General features: G+C 63.4%; 12 protein-coding genes and 1 tRNA gene. 10 read left to right on the forward strand and 3 right to left on the reverse strand.

Annotated elements, in window-relative coordinates:
* Positions 1–61 precede the first annotated feature (61 nt).
* The 6 genes from LB559_RS27965 to LB559_RS27990 all read left to right on the forward strand — a co-directional run bounded on the left by LB559_RS27965 (position 62) and on the right by LB559_RS27990 (position 7,324).
* Complete coding sequence (locus tag LB559_RS27965; RefSeq protein ID WP_224675484.1) at positions 62–1,585, forward strand: sugar ABC transporter ATP-binding protein; 1,524 nt, start codon at positions 62–64, stop codon at positions 1,583–1,585.
* 31 nt (positions 1,586–1,616) lie between these two features.
* Positions 1,617–2,585: an ABC transporter permease gene (locus tag LB559_RS27970; protein ID WP_032898845.1), complete on the forward strand. Its 969-nt coding sequence runs from the start codon at positions 1,617–1,619 to the stop codon at positions 2,583–2,585.
* A gap of 44 nt (positions 2,586–2,629) precedes the next feature.
* Positions 2,630–3,643, forward strand: a complete 1,014-nt coding sequence (locus LB559_RS27975) for a substrate-binding domain-containing protein (RefSeq protein WP_224675485.1) — start codon at positions 2,630–2,632, stop codon at positions 3,641–3,643.
* 171 nt (positions 3,644–3,814) lie between these two features.
* Entirely contained in the window at positions 3,815–5,032 is a 1,218-nt protein-coding gene (locus LB559_RS27980) for an ROK family transcriptional regulator (RefSeq protein WP_224675486.1), read from the forward strand.
* A 37-nt stretch (positions 5,033–5,069) separates the two neighbouring features.
* On the forward strand, positions 5,070–6,056 hold the full coding sequence (locus LB559_RS27985; protein WP_063170080.1) for a sugar kinase: 987 nt from the start codon (positions 5,070–5,072) through the stop codon (positions 6,054–6,056).
* Positions 6,056–7,324: a D-tagatose-bisphosphate aldolase, class II, non-catalytic subunit gene (locus LB559_RS27990; RefSeq protein ID WP_224675487.1), complete on the forward strand. Its 1,269-nt coding sequence runs from the start codon at positions 6,056–6,058 to the stop codon at positions 7,322–7,324. Before LB559_RS27985 ends, LB559_RS27990 begins: the two co-directional genes overlap by 1 nt.
* A gap of 55 nt (positions 7,325–7,379) precedes the next feature.
* Here the strand turns inward: LB559_RS27990 and LB559_RS27995 are convergent, their stop codons facing one another.
* The gene (locus tag LB559_RS27995) at positions 7,380–8,726 is read right to left on the reverse strand and encodes an NAD(P)/FAD-dependent oxidoreductase (RefSeq protein ID WP_224675488.1); all 1,347 of its coding nucleotides are present in this window, start codon (positions 8,724–8,726) and stop codon (positions 7,380–7,382) included.
* A 103-nt stretch (positions 8,727–8,829) separates the two neighbouring features.
* Between LB559_RS27995 and LB559_RS33060 the strand changes: the two genes are divergently transcribed.
* Genes LB559_RS33060 through lhgO form a run of 3 tightly spaced genes read left to right on the forward strand, consistent with a single transcriptional unit; the run spans position 8,830 to position 10,713 of the window.
* The gene (locus LB559_RS33060) at positions 8,830–9,246 is read left to right on the forward strand and encodes an ATP-binding cassette domain-containing protein (protein WP_318014189.1); all 417 of its coding nucleotides are present in this window, start codon (positions 8,830–8,832) and stop codon (positions 9,244–9,246) included.
* The gene (locus LB559_RS32940; RefSeq protein WP_276325704.1) at positions 9,134–9,496 is read left to right on the forward strand and encodes an ATP-binding cassette domain-containing protein; all 363 of its coding nucleotides are present in this window, start codon (positions 9,134–9,136) and stop codon (positions 9,494–9,496) included. The genes LB559_RS33060 and LB559_RS32940 overlap by 113 nt, the downstream gene beginning before the upstream one ends.
* A gap of 26 nt (positions 9,497–9,522) precedes the next feature.
* Positions 9,523–10,713: an L-2-hydroxyglutarate oxidase gene (gene lhgO / locus LB559_RS28005; RefSeq protein WP_224675496.1), complete on the forward strand. Its 1,191-nt coding sequence runs from the start codon at positions 9,523–9,525 to the stop codon at positions 10,711–10,713.
* A 412-nt stretch (positions 10,714–11,125) separates the two neighbouring features.
* Here the strand turns inward: lhgO and LB559_RS28010 are convergent.
* Together LB559_RS28010 and LB559_RS28015 are read right to left on the reverse strand one after the other, a co-directional pair.
* Positions 11,126–11,202, reverse strand: a tRNA-His gene (locus LB559_RS28010).
* A gap of 369 nt (positions 11,203–11,571) precedes the next feature.
* Complete coding sequence (locus LB559_RS28015; RefSeq protein ID WP_013530255.1) at positions 11,572–12,030, reverse strand: phasin; 459 nt, start codon at positions 12,028–12,030, stop codon at positions 11,572–11,574.
* Between the two features lie 248 nt (positions 12,031–12,278).
* Here LB559_RS28015 and LB559_RS28020 point away from each other — a divergent pair, with 248 nt between their 5' ends.
* On the forward strand, positions 12,279–16,061 hold the full coding sequence (locus tag LB559_RS28020; RefSeq protein WP_224675497.1) for a PAS domain S-box protein: 3,783 nt from the start codon (positions 12,279–12,281) through the stop codon (positions 16,059–16,061).
* Positions 16,062–16,124: the final 63 nt, after the last annotated feature.

The raw sequence follows: 16,124 nt of genomic DNA on the forward strand, positions 1-16,124 counted from the left end.
AGACGAAAGGGCTGCGGGCCGACAAGCGCCCGCGCCATCTCATCCCGAGGAGGACGGGAAGATGACGCAGAACGAAGCTATCACCAACGAGAACGGCGCCACCGCGCCGCTTCTCCTCAGCGCCGAAAATGTCGCGAAGAGCTTTGCAGGCGTTCCCGCCCTGGTCGACGGGCGGATTCGGTTGCGCGCCGGGACGGTCAATGCCTTGTGCGGTGGCAACGGTGCCGGCAAGTCGACCTTCCTCGGCGTGTTGATGGGGATGCTGCGGCGCGACGCCGGATCCGTCACGGTGAGAGGCCGGGAGGTGAATTTCTCCTCCCCCGCCGAGGCGCTCGATGCGGGTATCGCCATCATCACCCAGGAGCTTAGCCCCTTCCTGGACATGACCGTCGCCGAGAACCTCTATCTCGGCCGGGAACAGCGGCGCGGCCGCTTCTTCGTCGACGACAAGTGCATGCTAAGCGACGCGGAGGCGATCCTGGCGCGGTTGAAATTCAACATCCCCGCTGGTGCGCGGCTGCGCGATCTTTCGATCGCGCAGGCCCAACTCGTCGAGATCACCAAGGCAATCAGCCGCCGCAGCGACATCCTGATCATGGACGAGCCTACCTCGGCCATTGGCGAGCGCGAGGCGCAGATGCTGTTCGACGCGATCCGCACTCTGACCGCGGAGGGCGTAGGCATCATTTATGTCTCGCACCGCCTGACCGAGATCTTCGAGATCGCCGACGATTATACGGTCTTCCGCGACGGCCGTTTCGTAGGCGGCGGATCGATTTCCGAAATCGACCGCAAGGGCCTGATCCGGTCGATCGTCGGCCGCGACCTGTTGGACCATCATCGCGAACCGAAGGATACCGGCCCGCAGAAACCCTTGCTCGAAGCCCGCGGCTTTGCATCGAAGGGAAAGTTCGCCGACATCGACATGACCGTTCATGCGGGAGAGATCGTCGGCATATACGGGCTTCTCGGCTCCGGTCGCAGCGAGTTCGTGAATGCGCTCTACGGAAACGAGCCGCGGGATTCCGGCCAGGTGCTGATCGAGGGCAAGCCCATCGATCTCAAGACGCCCGCCGATTCCATCGGCGCCGGCATTTCGCTGGTTACGGAGGACCGCAAGCAGACGGGCCTGTCGCTGACCGCGTCGGTCGCCCACAACATCACCGTGGCCAACCTGCCGCATTATGCGCGCAAGGGCTTCATGAACGGATCGGCGGAAGCCAGGAGCGTGGTCGAGCACATCAAGCGCTTCTCCATCAAGACGGCGTCGCCGGACCTGCCCGTCCAATCCCTGAGCGGCGGCAACCAGCAGAAGGTTGTCCTTGCGCGCTGTGTCGATACCAACCCCAGGATCCTGATCTGCGACGAGCCGACACGCGGCGTCGACGAAGGCGCCAAGCGCGAGATCTACGCCTTCCTCGGCAATTTCGTGAAGGCGGGAAACGCCGTGCTGATGATCTCGTCCGAGGTGCCCGAAATCCTCGCCAATGCGGATCGCATCGTTGTTTTTCGCCGGGGCCGCATCGCAGGCGAGGTCGCCGGACCCGAGGCCACCCAGGAAACCCTCGTTCATCTGGCTTCCTAGCCAGACGATCCATTTCGTGGAGAAGAATCCAATGGTATCCGCCAGTCAAAGCATGAGCGGCATGAGCCTGGGAAAGTTCATCGCCCGTTATGGCATCGTCATCTCGTTTATCCTGCTGTTCGTCGTGTTGTCGCTGGCGTCGCCGAACTTCCTGTCCACCAACAATCTGCTGAACGTTCTGCGGCAGGTCTCCATGAACGGTGTGCTGGCTGTCGGCATGACCTTCGTGATCCTGACGGCCGGCATCGATCTCTCCATCGGTTCGCTTCTGGCCCTGGCCGGCGCCGTGGCGGCCAGCCTGGTCACCGGCGCGGATGCGTTCAATCCGCTCCTAGCAGTCGCGGCCGGCGTCGCCGTGGGCGCGCTTTGCGGCGCCGTCAATGGCGGGCTGATCGCCTACTTCAAGGTGCCGGCCTTCGTCGCCACGCTCGGAATGCTGAGCGTGGCGCGCGGCGCGACGCTGCTTTACAGCGGCGGCCGCCCGATTCCCAATCTCAGCCTCGAATTCCGCTGGCTCGGCCAGGGTCTCGTGCTCGGCATACCGGTACCGGTGATCATTTTCGCCGTCGTCTTCGCTGTCGCGGCGATCGTCCTGCGCTACTCCATTTACGGAAGACGGGTCTATGCGGTGGGCGGAAACCCGCGCAGCGCGAAGACGAGCGGCATCAACACCACCGGCATCATCTTTTCGGTTTACGTCATCATGGGCGCGCTGGCCGGTCTCGCGGGTGTCATGCTGACGGCCCGCACCACGTCCGCCCTGCCACAGGCGGGCATCGGCTACGAACTCGATGCCATCGCGGCGGTGGTCATCGGCGGAACAAGCCTCACCGGAGGTATCGGCCGCATCGGCTATACGCTGGTGGGCGTGCTGATCATCGGCATGATCAGCAACGGTCTCGATCTGATGGGGGTGTCCTCATACTACCAGCAGATCATCAAGGGTTCGATCATCGTCCTCGCGGTGCTGATCGACCGCTCCCGAGCCGGGAGAGAGTAACGGGCGCAAGCGGCGCGGCCGCACGCAACATGGAGGAAATGCACATGAAAACGACAAGACGCTTCCTGATGGGAGCAGCGGCCGGCCTTGCCCTTGCAGGCATGGTGTTCGGGGGGAATTCGGCCGACGCCAAGACGCTGAAGATCGCGGCGATCGTCCAGAGCCTCAACACAGAGTACAATGTTCTGTGGGCCGATGCCGCCAAGGCGCACTCGGCGCTTGCGGACGGTACCGCCACGCTGACAGTTCTCGACGGTCGCCAGGACGTGCTGACGCAGTCGAACTTGTTCGACACAGCCATCACCGAAAAATACGACGCGATCATCTTCATCCCGGTCGACATCGACGCCGGCAATGAACCGATCGAGCGCGCGAAGGCAGCCGGCATCCCGGTGTTCGGCTCCAACACGATGGTTTCCAACACCGCACTCTACGACGCCTACATCAATTCCAACGATGTCGAGGCCGGCGAAATGCTGGCCAAGGCGGTGATCGACAAGGCCGGCCCGCAGGCCAAGGTCGTGATCCTGGAAGGGATGCTGGGCCAGTCGGCCCAGGTACAGCGGCTTGAAGGGATCCAGAAGGTGCTGAAGGAAAATCCCGGAGTCACCATCCTGGAGCAGAACACCGCCAACTGGTCACGCGCCGAGGCCATCACGCTGATGGAGAATTTCCTGACCTCGCATGGCGATGCGATCCAGGGCGTCCTGGCCGAAAACGACGAGATGGCCGTCGGCGCCATCGAGGGCATCCGCAACCACGGCCTGGATCCCAAGACGGTTCCGGTCGCCGGCGTGGACGGCATCAAGGACGCGCTTGAAGCCGTCAAGCGTGGCGAACAGTCGATGTCCATCCTCCAGGATGCCAACGGACAGGCGCAAGGGGCGATCGACCTCGCGCTGCACAAGATCGTCGGCGACAGCTACAAGCCGCGCGCGGCTGTCTGGGACGTAAACGGCGGCAAGCTCGCCTGGAACGACGGCAAGGACCAGCATTACTACGTGCCGTGGCTGGCGGTGACCTCCGAGAATGTCGACAAGGTGCTTGTCGGCAATTGACGCTCCAACAGGAGGATGCCGCTCGCTCGCGGCATTCTCCTTCGCGTCCGGCGCAGCGGGAATTGCTTGCTTCCGACATCAGGCGGTTCATTCTTTTGAGGACTTTGCGTTGCCGGAGGAAAAACAAGCTCGGGTGAAGTATAGGCTGGGAACGAACATGCGGAGTCCGCCATGAACCATGTAACCTTCGCCAGCAGCTCGCCTCGCAGGATCCGCCAGAGCAATTCGGTAGCGACGCTGAACGCGCTCCACCGCTTCGGCCCTTTGAGCCGGGCCGATCTCGCCAGGCATATGGGGGTCAACCGCTCGTCCGCCGGCAATATCGTCCTGGAGTTGGTCGAGGCCGGACTCGTTCGCGAAGTCGCGGAGAACGATATCGCGAATCCGGCGGGCCAGCCCAGGGCCGGAAGACCGGGTATCCTCGTGGAAATCGTGCCTGAAGCCGTTTTCTTCGCCGGCATAGAGATCGGTGTCGAACATATGACATGCGTCGAGATCGATCTCGCGGGCAAGATCGTTCGCAGCGCCATGACGCGCTTCGAAGGACATGACAGCGATCCGGAGGCCGCGGTCCACATGGCGATCGAACAGGTGTTTCTCGAGATGCGGAAGGATAGCCTGGCGCGATGTCAGGGCATCGGCATCGCGGTGCCCGGACAAATGAACCAGGACGGTTTCATCCACGTCGCACCGATCCTGGGGTGGCGCAATGTCGATCTCACAGGCCTTGCCCGCAGCCTTCTTCCGGCCGAGATCCCGGTATCCGCGGAAAATGACGGCAACGCATTCGGCATCGGCATCACATACAGCCAGCCGGAAGCGGCGAGCGGCGTAACCTTCTTCATGGTCATCGAGAACGGTGTCGGTGGCGGAATTGTGATCGACGGCAAGTTGTTCCGCGGCGGCAATGGCCTGGCCGGAGAAGTCGGCCACCTCAAGACACGGAACCCGACATACCGGAATCTGGAGCAGGCCTTCGGGCGCGACCGCATCCTGTCATCCTATCGCCAGTACAGGCCGGACGCCGACTTGGACTTGTTCCTGCGTGACGTCCGCGATCGTGTTCCTCAAGCGGTGCAGCTCGCCGAAGAATGGGCTGTCTTGTTCGCATTTGCAGTCGTGCAGATCTCGCGGCTGATCGACCCGAACCGCATCGTGCTGGGCGGGTCCGTCGCGGAATTGTATCCATTGGTCGCCGCACGGGTCGACGTGCATATCCGCGAGCTCCAGGCCGCGACCTTTCCTGTCCCCGAGATCGTTTTCAACGAGAGCGCCATCTATGGAGCTGCCTTCGGAGCCGCTTGCATGATGCATCAACGCTTCATGTCGCTCGACAACCAGATGCTCAACAAGGACGCGGTTTCCGGTCCAGACGCCTCGGCGTCGTGAAACCGCAAACGACACCACACCCAGGATTTGACGCTTGATGAACGACCTCCCCCAAACGCTTGCACCGGACTCGCTCGGGCCAACCGTGACGATTGGAGAAATCCTAGTAGAGATCGTCGCGAGGCAGACAGGCACCGGTTTCCGGGAACCGATCGACCTCATTGGCCCCTTTCCGAGCGGCGCGCCCGCCATCTTCATCGATCAATGCGCGCGTATGGGCGGAGCGGCCGCGATGGTGGGCGTGGTGGGCGACGACGATTTCGGCGCGGTCAACATGGAGCGCCTGAAGCGAGACGGCGTAGACACTTCCGCCATCGCTGTTTCCGCGGATTATCCGACGGGCAGCGCCTTTGTCCGCTACCGCACGGACGGAAGCCGCGACTTCGTCTACAACATCGCCAAATCCGCCGCCGCTCGACTGGAATGGACCCCGCAGGTCGAGGCGCTGATCGCGCGTTGCGGGCATATCCACGTCATGGGAACGGTGTTCGCAAGCCCCGCGGCCTGGGCGATCACCGAACGCGCGATCCCGCTGATCAAGGCACGCGGCGGCACCATGTCGCTCGATCCGAACCTGCGCAAAGAATTGCTGGCGCACGGCCAGACCGAGGAGAAATTCGCGAGCCTGGTGGACAAAGCGGACCTGCTGCTGCCGTCGGGCAATGAATTGTTCCTGGCCGCCGGCATGGATGGCGAGGAACGCGCAATCGAGGCGCTGTTCAAACGAGGGGTCAAGGAGATCGCCGTGAAGCGTGGCGAACATGGCGCGTCAGCCCGTCAAAGCACGGGCGCCAGTGCCGATTGTCCCGGCCTCATCGTCGAGGAAACGGACCCCACCGGCGCCGGCGACTGTTTCGGCGGAGCCTATGTCGCATGCCGGCGGTTGGGGATGCCGCTGCGGACTTCGCTCGAATTCGCCAACGCGGCAGGGGCGCGCAACGTCACACGCCTCGGTCCCATGGAGGGAGCCGGCACGCGGGCCGAACTGGAAGATTTCATGGCAAGAACGGCGAGAAGAAGCTGATGCGTGTGGCGATCGAAGATGTGCCGGGCCTGCACAGGGAAGGCAAGAAAATCGGGGTGACCTCGGTGTGTTCGGCACACCCGTTGGTGCTCAAAGCTGCACTGCGCCACGGCCGGGAAACCGGCACCACCGTCCTGATCGAAGCGACGTGCAACCAGGTCAATCATCTGGGCGGCTATACGGGCATGACGCCGTCCGATTTCGCGGCGATGGTGAAAGCGCTCGCGGCAGTCGAGCAGTGCCCGACAGAGCTGATCGTGCTTGGCGGGGATCATCTCGGTCCCAATCCCTGGAAAGACCGGCCCGCCGAAGAGGCGATGGCGCAGGCCGGGACAATGGTCGATGCTTATGTCCGCGCCGGCTTCCGCAAGATCCATCTCGATGCATCGATGGGCTGCGCGGGTGAACCGGCGGCGCTAGACGACCATACGGTGGCCGAGCGCGCAGCCAGAATGGCGGGCGTCGCGGAACAGGCGGCCGCGCAGAGCGGCGGGGCAAGCCCGGTCTACATCATCGGGACGGAGGTGCCGCCTCCCGGTGGCGCCGATCACGCTTTGGATGCGATCACCCCGACCAGTCCGGAGGCGGCTCGCCAGACACATGCCATTCACGCCAAAGCATTCCGGGCCGCCGGGCTTGAAAGCGCGTTTTCCCGCGTCATCGGGCTTGTCGTGCAGCCGGGCGTGGAGTTCGGCAACCAGAATGTGATTTTTTACGATCGGACCAAGGCCAGCGATCTGGCGGCAACTCTGAACACATTGCCGTCGCTCATTTTCGAAGCCCATTCGACGGACTATCAGGGCGAGAGGCCGCTGCGTGAACTCATCGAGGATGGCTTCGCCATCCTCAAGGTCGGCCCCGAGCTGACCTTCAAACTGCGCGAGGCGCTGTACGCGCTCGACCTGATCGCTTCCGATCTGGTGCCTTTCTATGGCCAGCGGCCGCTTTATCAGGCCATGGAAGAGCTGATGCAAGCCGTGCCCAAGAACTGGGCAAGCCACTATCATGGCAGCGACGCCGACAGACGGACGCTGCGCCACTACTCCTATTCCGATCGCATCCGATATTATTGGGCGACCCCGCAAGCCCGTGCCGCCTGCGACCGGCTCTTCGACGCGTTGAAGGGCCGCAAGGTGCCGGTGACGCTGTTTCTCCAGCACCTGCCTTCGGCGCTCGCTTGGGCCGACCGAGCCTGCGACGTCGAAGAGATCGCGATCGATCACGTCCAGCGAAGCATCGAGATCTACGCCCGGGCATGCGGCACCTGAGCCTCGTCCGGTTCTTCAAGGCCAGAGCGGATGGGCTGGCGGGCCGCAGAAATACTTACAGCGATGGTCCCAATCGGATCGGGCTGCCGTCGCTGAAACGGGATTGACGGAACCTGTGGAGATTGTGCCCGGTCTCGTTGCCCTGGATCAAATCGGACAGGATGCGGCCCATTCCGGGTCCTATGCCGAAGCCGTGGCCGCTCATCCCGGTCGCGACAACGAGGCCTGGGAACGCAGCGGCGCGATCGACGATGGGCACGACATCAGGCATCGCATCGATCATGCCCGCCCAGCTCGCCTTGAGCGGCACAGTCGTGAACTGAGGGAAAAGCTCCCTGAACCCGCCGTCGATGGCGCGGAGCGCCGACGTCTCGGGAGCCGGATTGAGGACGCGCATCCGTTCGAAAGGGCTTTCTTCATCCGCGTTCCATCTGCGCGGGGTCGACCAGCCGTCCGGGTAGCCTCGCGGCGCGGCCGGCAGGTAGCGTGTGCCGAACGGATTGGCCATCAGGGCGCTGACATATTTGCCTGCATGGCGAAATGCGTCCGGCCCTATGTAGAGTTGGCTGCTGCCTCCCGATGCGAGCGTGTACCCGCCATCCTGCCTGCGCCGGAAAGCGATGCGTTCGTCCGCGGCGGCGCCGGCGTGGATTTCCGCCATCGGCGCTGTCGCAGCGACGGTCGCCCTGACGCTGAGCTGCGGAATCGAGATGCCGTGGGCGCGCAGGAACAGCGACGTCCACGCGCCGCTGGCGACGAGGACGCTCGAGGCCGCGATGAGCCCTTTCTCGGTCCAGACGCCACTGATGCGTCCCGCGGAGATGTCGAGCATACGTGCCGCGCAATTCTCGATGATCGTCGCGCCTTCGCGGGCCGCCAGGCGAGCAAGCGCGGGCACGGCGACCCAAGGTTCTGCCCGCATGTCCGATGGAGTGATCATTGCGCCTTTGAACAGTCGCGACATGGCCGGGATCAGGCTTGCCAGCTCACCCTGGTCGAGGAGACGCGTGTCGACGCCATGAGCCTGGGCGATCTTCAGGAATTTCGCGAAACCGGCCATCTCCTTGTCTGTTCGCGCAAGATAGGTAACGCCCGTCTGCTTCAGTCCTATGTCCTCGCCACATTCCTGTGCCAGTTGCCGCCAGAGGCGCTGCGCTTCGATGACGATCGGCAGTTCGTCGGCATCGCGGCCCTGCTGCCGGATCCAGCCCCAGTTGCGCGAGGATTGCTCGGCGGCGATGCGGCCCTTTTCCAGCAGCGTCACCGAGATGTTGCGGCGCGCCAGGAACAGTGCCGTGGTCACGCCAATGACCCCGCCGCCGATGATCACGACGTCCGAGGTCCTCGGCAGGGGCTGCTGGAACTGGATCGGGGTGGCTTCGGTGAAGGGGAAGATTGTCAAAGAGCACTATCCTTTGGTATTCCGCAGCGGCGTCCGGTCTACGCACTTGATATCAGGGCAGCGATATCTGGCCGCCGTGAGATGTCGATACCACGCGAGGAGATTGATCGTCAGCTGCTGCTTGCCGGGAACGACGAGGCCAGATCGCGGCGCCGGCAAATCCACGCTTCTGAAATCAATTTCCGGGCTCATGGCGCCGACCGGGGGCACGCTTGCCTTCAACAGCGAGTCGATCGCCGGCCAGGCGCCGGAAAAGCTATGCCGGAAGGGCCTGGCACTGGTGCCGGAAGGCCGCAGTATCTTCCGGACACTGACGGTGCGGGAAAACCTGCTGCTCGGCGGCATGATCCGCAAGGACAAGGCCGAAGCGGCCGCCGATCTGGGAACGGGTTCTGGAAATCTTTCCGATCCTCAGGACCCGCTACCGCGGCGTTGCCGGCCACCTTTCCGGCGGCGAGCAGCAGCAGCTTGCCATCGCCCGCGCCATCCTGCAGCGCCCGTCGCTGATGATGATCGATGAACCGTCGCTTGGCCTTGCGCCGCTGGTGATCGACCAGGTCTACGAAAGCCTCCGCCAGCTTAACGCCAGCGGGCTGACCCTGCTCGTCGTCGAACGGTCCACCGCTCGCATTCTCGACCTCGCTTCCCGCGTCTACGTGCCGCGCAACGGCCATAACGCGCTGGAGGGTTCGGCAAGCGAGCTTGCCGACGGGCATGCGCTGGAAAAGGCCTATTTCGGCTATGGCGATCGTCAGACGGCGCACGCATAATCGGGCAGGCAAGGGCTACAACAATGATTTTCGACTACTGCGTCATCGGCGGCGGCATCGTCGGCCTGGCGACGGCCATGCGGCTGCTGGAAACATATCCCGGCTGCAGCCTGATCCTGTTGGAGAAAGAGGAGGCTCTCGGCAAGCACCAGACCGGCCACAACAGTGGTGTCATCCATGCCGGCATCTACTATCCGCCAGGCAGCCTGAAGGCCGAGCTCTGCCGCAAGGGCGCGGATGCCACCAAGGCCTTCTGCCAGGAGAACGGCATCCGCTTCGATGTCTGCGGCAAACTGCTCGTCGCCACCTCCGCACTCGAAGTGCAGCGCATGGAGGCGCTCCACGAACGCTCGAAGCAGAACACGATCGAAGTCCGGCGCGTCAGCGAGGGTGAATTGAAGGAGCGGGAACCGAACATCCGCGGTCTCGGCGCGCTTTTCGTAGCCTCGACCGGCATCGTCAGCTATGCCGATGTCTGCCAAGCCATGGGGCGGCGCATCAGGGCGCTTGGCGGCGAGATCCGCCTGTCGACGCGCGTCACCGGCATTCGCGAAGTCATCGATTCCGTCGATATCGCGTCGGCCGGCGAAAACTGGCAGGCGAAAAAACTGGTGGTCTGCGGCGGTCTCCAATCAGACCGGCTGGCCGTGCTCGCCGGGCTTTCGATCGAGCATCGCATCGTTCCCTTCCGCGGCGAATACTATCGCCTTCCCGCACCGAAGAACGACATTGTCCGCCATCTGATCTATCCCGTCCCGGATCCAGCCCTGCCCTTCCTTGGCGTGCACCTGACGCGGATGATCGACGGCAGCGTCACGGTCGGGCCGAATGCCGTTATCGGTTTTGCCCGCGAAGGCTATCCACGGCTTTCGTTCAATGTTTCGGACATGGCCGACTACGCGCTGTTTCCCGGCTTCTGGAAAACCGTGTTCGCCAACCGCGGATCTGCGGTAACGGAACTCCGCAACTCGCTCTGGAAGCCAGGCTATCTGGAGGAGTGCCGGAAATACTGTCCGAGCCTCGAGCTCGCCGACCTGCTCCCGCACGAAGCAGGCATCCGCGCGCAAGCCGTGCGCAAGGACGGTGCCCTCATCCATGATTTCCTGTTCGCACAAACGGACCGCATGCTGCACGTCTGCAACGCGCCTTCCCCCGCCGCCACCTCGGCGATCCCGATTGCAGAGATGATTCGAGATCGCCTCATACAGGGCTGCTGAAAATGAGGCGGTACACACTGGAGCCCAACTGAACGCTGGAGTATCTGTCTTGGCCAAGAAGGGAATTAGGGCACCGGCCGCGGCCAACGCAGCTTTTGCGTCGGAACCAGATCGGCGCACCACCAGGCCAGCAATGCCGCTCCCGGCGAGAGGGTAGCAACTTGGCCTGCGGTTTCCGCAAGCAAAGGTTCCGTGTGGACGACGGCTTTTTTGGCTGCGCAAAGATCTCAGGCGAAACGACGGCTGACGTCATTGGCAGGGTTCGCTCCGGGCTGACCGCCATTTTGTTGACCGTCATAGCTGGACGGCCTCCTATGGCACCAGAATGGTACACGTCCATAGGACGCACCGACACCCAAGCCAGCCTAGCTAACCAGAATCCTTTAAGTCTTTGAAATTATGTCGCTATTTATGGTACCGTTGGCTGGGATCGAACCAGCGACCTCCGGATCCACAATCCGGCGCTCTAACCATCTGAGCTACAACGGCACGTTGCCTGAGCGGATCGAAACAGAAACTCATCCGCCGCTCTGTCGTTCGGCGATGCGTCCTTACGGGCTTATGGATTCTAATTCAAGGCTTTTGGAAAGCAAAGGTCACTTCCCAACATCGGCGCGGCATTCGCCCAGCAAGAAGGCGCAGGCAAGGACCAGGCGACGGACAAAGAAAAAGGCCGGCGGGAGGAGGTGCCGGCCTTTTCCTGTTACGAGCCAGCGGGAGGAGGTGCTGGCTGGTCACCCCGGGGAGCAGAGGGAGGAGGTTCCACTCACCGGGTATTCCTTGATGGCTGCCATCATACACCTGATCGTTTTTAAGAAAATGCGACCTTTTGTTGCATCTTCAGATCATGCGCAAATGTTAGGCAACCTTGATTTCCTTCATCGCCTTCTCGAAGGCGGTCTTGATCGGCTTGGAGACGTCCTCGGCGGCCTTGGAGGCAACGGCCTGGAAGTCCTTGGCCTGCTCGACGGTCGATTCGACGCGCTTGCGCAGGAAGGCGGTCTGCAGCTCGACGACTTCCGACAGCGACTTGGCGCCGATCAGGGCTTCGAGGTGGGAAAAACCGGCCTCGGCATTGGCACGCAAAGCGGAGATGGTCTTGAGCGACAGGTCGTTGGAAACGGTCTTGGCGGTCTCGTAGGTCGACTCCAGAGCCTTCTGGGTCTCCTCGGCGCCGGTCTTCAGCTTGGCATAAGCCTCTTTCGACTGCTCAACGCCCTTTTCGGCGAAAGCGCGAATCTGGTCAGTGGCCTTGGAAGCGTCGAAGCTCGGGAATTCAACGTTTTCGATCGTCTCGGCGGTCTTGGTCCTGGACATTTTCCATCCTTTTCAGCGGCAGCGGCTTTGACAGAAAGCCGTCTCGTTCATGTATGATGGCAATATAAAGGCAAATTTTGTGCATTGCAATATCTTTGTTGCAGTGCACCATAAATTTCTTTTGAGCCGTTAACCAAGAGCCCAGATTCCAGCCTTTGCACGTTCTGGCTTGTGGACCTTCGCGCCTCCGGCTTTTATTAACAAAGCGTTAACTGCAAAATCGCCGCTCCGTGAGGTCCGCCAAGCGCATGCCGTCCGAATATTCCTTCCTTGATGTCGCCGTGCTCGACGCGGTCCGCCAGCGCTTTGCCGCAGGCGACGCGATCGCGATCCTGTCGGCGGATCTGGAGCAGGTGATCTGGGCCAATGGGCCAGGAGCCGCGATGTTCGGTTATCCCGACATCGAGGCGATCATAGGCGCCTCGGCGCAGTTGCCCGTGATCGCCAGGCGCCAGATCATGGCGACCAGCGGATTTCCCGAGATTGGCAGCGACCGCGCCATCATGGTGCGGCTGGCGACCGGCATGACCAGCCGCGCCGTCGGCTTCCTGGCCAGTGCGGTGACCATGCCGGACGCCGAGAAGGCGATCATGCTGGCAGTGCCGGCGGCTCAGACAGGGTCACGCAGTGCCGGCGAAATCGCCGCGCGCGCCATTAGCGGCTTCACCGAGGATGGTCATTTCATCGCCTTTGTCGATGCCAGGGGCAACGTCGAGGCGGCCTCGGAAGGATTTTCGGCACTGGGCATCCTGCCGGAGACGCTGGCAGCACTGGTTGCCGACGTCGCAGCCGAGAGCGACCGCATCGTCAAGCGCCTTGTCCCGGGCGGCACGGCCTCCTACCCGGCAGGTCTGGCAAGATTGACCGAGGAGCGGCATCTGCTGGTGGTGATCGACGAGGACCAGCTCGACGACACAGCCCCTGCGGGCGAACACCTCACGCAAACCATTGCCGAGGCGGCACCAGCTGGCGATGCGGCTTCGCAGCCGGAACAGGGTGGCGAGACGCCGACCGAGGAACCAGGCGCCGCACTGCCGACCGAGGACGTCGCCGCATCGCAGCCGCATGCGATCACCGACGCGATCGGGCAGGCGCCGACGGCTGCCAACAGCGATCAGGCGGCAGCAGAGCCCACACCGGCGCAACACGACCATTGGTACTTCAACGCCGGCGAGGACGGAGGGGAACAGGCGCCGCGACCAGCTGCGTCCGGACCTGAAGCGCCTCAAGAACCGGCGGCCCTGGAAGTCCAGTCCACCTCCGCGGCCACGCCGACGACCGTCTCGGCGATAGACCGCGCAGCGGCGCCGGTGCGCTTCGTCTGGCGCACCGATGCCGAAGGCAAGTTCAGCGCGCTGTCGCCGGAATTCGCCGACATCGTCGGCAAGCCGGCGGCCGACGTGATTGGCCGACGCTTCAGGGATGTCGCCGCCACATTCGGCCTCGACCCCTCGGGCGAGATATCGGGGCTCCTCGAACGGCGCGATACCTGGTCCGGACGCTCCGTGCTGTGGCCGGTCGTCGGCACCGATCTGAAGATACCCGTCGACCTGGCGGCGCTGCCTGTCTATGGCCGCAGCCGCGCCTTCGAGGGTTTCCGCGGCTTCGGCGTCGCCCGCGCCAGCGACGCGGTCGTCGATCCGGAGGCCATCGGCATGGCGCTGGTGCCCAATGGCCGGGCGCCGGCAACGCCGGAACCGCAAGTCATCCAACCCGCGCCCGAACAGCCGAACGCTGAGGAGCCCAGGGCCGAGGACGCTCAGGCATCGGATCCGTTCAAGGGCGAGGTGCCGGCGCTGACCATCGTGCCGAAACAGGAGCGGCGCTTTGCCGACAAGGTGATCCGGCTCGCCGAACATCGCCAGCCAGCCAACGACAAGGGCCTCTCGACCCTGGAACGCAGCGCCTTCCGCGAAATCGGCGAGCGGCTGAAGAAGGAGAGTGCTCCGGTCGAGCCACCAGAGACTGAGACTGCTGAGGCGTCGGCAGCGGAGACCGAGGCTCCGGTTAAGGTGTCCGACGACCCGATGCGCGCCGGCGGCATCCCTGCGTCAGGGCCAGAGAACGAACCGGTCGAGCCATCCGAGACCGATGTCGATGCCGAAGACGAGCAGAATCTGGCACGGCTTGACGGTCACCCGGACGAAGCTGCTCGTGAAGCCCCCCCTGGGATGAATGTGACGGGCTCGTTGCTGGACTATGCCGGCCAAGATGACGAACGTGGCCCCGTGGCGGCGGAACCAGAGAACACCACTGCGGTTTCGCCCGGCGAAGAGCCTGAAGCCACTGACGCGACACATGACGTCCTCGATGACGACAGCATGACGTCAGCAGATTTTCGCGATGCCGAAGACAGCGAGGATTGGGCGCAGCCCGACGAGGAAGCCGCGTCGCCTGACGAGCGGGCGGTTGCCGAGCAAGCCGTCAATGCAGGCGACGCTGCGGAAATACGCGTCGAGCGCCCTCGCCTGCAGGTTCCGCCGCTCAAGGCCGAAGGGTTCGTGCCGTCGGCGTTTTCCGCCGGAGATGAACACAAGGCCCCGGACACGTCGCTGCTCGGTAAGCTGCCCGTGCCGCTGCTCATCCATTCCGGAGACCAGTTGCACTATGCGAACGAGGAATTCCTCAGCCTGACCGGCTATGAGGCGCTCGACGATCTGGCGGATGCCGGCGGCCTCGGCGCGTTGTTTGCCGACCCCTATGCCGACGACGGCGTTTCCGACGGCACCGATCGCGCGCTGCGGCTGAAGACGCGTGATGGACAGGAATTCCCGATCGAGGCCATTTTGCGCTCTGTCCCCTGGCGCGACGGCAAGGCGCTGATGCTGGTCGTGCGACGCTCCGGCGAGGACGATGCGCCGGCGAGCCTGCATGTGGTTGGCGACGAGCAGACGCAGCCGGATATTTCCGAGCTCAAGGCGCGCATCGCCGAGATGCGCACCATTATCGACACCGCCACCGACGGCGTCGTGCTGATCGGCCGTGACGGCACCATCCGATCGATCAGCCGGCCGGCCGAAGCACTGTTCGGCTTCGACAGCGACGATGTGACCGGCAAGCCGTTCGCCTCGCTGTTTGCCATCGAAAGTCAGCGCGCGGCACGCGACTATCTCAACGGACTGTCCGAGCCCGGCGTGGCGAGTGTCATGAACGACGGCCGCGAGGTTATCGGGCGCGAATCGCAAGGCCGCTTCATTCCGCTGTTCATGACCATCGGCCGGCTGCCCAACGACAGCGGCTTCTGCGCCGTCGTTCGCGATATCACGCAGTGGAAGCGGGCCGAAGAGGACTTGACGCAGGCACGTGCGGTGGCCGAGCGCGCGTCCTCGCAGAAGACCGATTTCCTCGCCCGCATCAGCCACGAGATCCGCACCCCGCTCAACGCCATCATCGGCTTTTCCGAACTGATGGTCGACGAGAAGTTCGGACCTGTCGCCAACGACCGCTACCGCGACTATCTGCGCGACATCAACCGCTCGGGCAATCATGTGCTCGACCTGGTCAACGACCTGCTCGATATCTCCAAGATCGAGGCCGGCCAGCAGGAGATGGCCTATGAGGCGGTGTCGCTCAACGACACGCTGGCCGAGACGGTGGCGATGATGCAGCCGCAGGCCAACCGCGAACGGGTCATCATCCGCTCCAGCTTCGCTTCGCGGCTGCCGGAAGTGGTGGCGGACCTGCGCAGCGTGCGCCAGATCGCGCTCAACATCCTGTCGAATGCCATCCGCTACACCCAGGCCGGCGGCCAGGTGATCGTCTCGACCGCCTATGAGACGTCGGGCGACGTCGTCATGCGGGTGCGCGACACCGGCATCGGCATGAGCCATGCCGAGATCGAGCAGGCGTTGAAGCCGTTCAAGCAGATCAACGCCCTGAAGCGCGGACGCGGCGACGGCACCGGGCTTGGACTGCCTTTGACCAAAGCGATGGTGGAAGCCAACCGTGCCCGGTTCACCATCAATTCGACCCCGGGCGAAGGCACCTTGGTCGAGGTCGCTTTTCCATCGACCCGTGTGCTCGCGGAATAGATCAGCCCTCCACGCTTCGATCCCGATAAAAAGAAAAAGGCGCCCAAAGGCGCCTTAAGAGAT

The organism is Mesorhizobium sp. BR1-1-3 (assembly GCF_020165455.1).
GTDB classification, from domain to species: domain Bacteria; phylum Pseudomonadota; class Alphaproteobacteria; order Rhizobiales; family Rhizobiaceae; genus Mesorhizobium; species Mesorhizobium ciceri.

Bases quoted from the DNA above. Each gene is read 5' to 3' on its own strand.
- LB559_RS27965 (WP_224675484.1), top strand. From the start codon at position 62: ATGACGCAGAACGAAGCTATCACCAACGAGAACGGCGCCACCGCGCCG.
- LB559_RS27970 (WP_032898845.1), top strand. From the start codon at position 1,617: ATGGTATCCGCCAGTCAAAGCATGAGCGGCATGAGCCTGGGAAAGTTC.
- LB559_RS27975 (WP_224675485.1), top strand. From the start codon at position 2,630: ATGAAAACGACAAGACGCTTCCTGATGGGAGCAGCGGCCGGCCTTGCC.
- LB559_RS27980 (WP_224675486.1), top strand. From the start codon at position 3,815: ATGAACCATGTAACCTTCGCCAGCAGCTCGCCTCGCAGGATCCGCCAG.
- LB559_RS27985 (WP_063170080.1), top strand. From the start codon at position 5,070: ATGAACGACCTCCCCCAAACGCTTGCACCGGACTCGCTCGGGCCAACC.
- LB559_RS27990 (WP_224675487.1), top strand. From the start codon at position 6,056: ATGCGTGTGGCGATCGAAGATGTGCCGGGCCTGCACAGGGAAGGCAAG.
- LB559_RS28015 (WP_013530255.1), bottom strand. From the start codon at position 12,030: ATGTCCAGGACCAAGACCGCCGAGACGATCGAAAACGTTGAATTCCCG.
- LB559_RS28020 (WP_224675497.1), top strand. From the start codon at position 12,279: ATGCCGTCCGAATATTCCTTCCTTGATGTCGCCGTGCTCGACGCGGTC.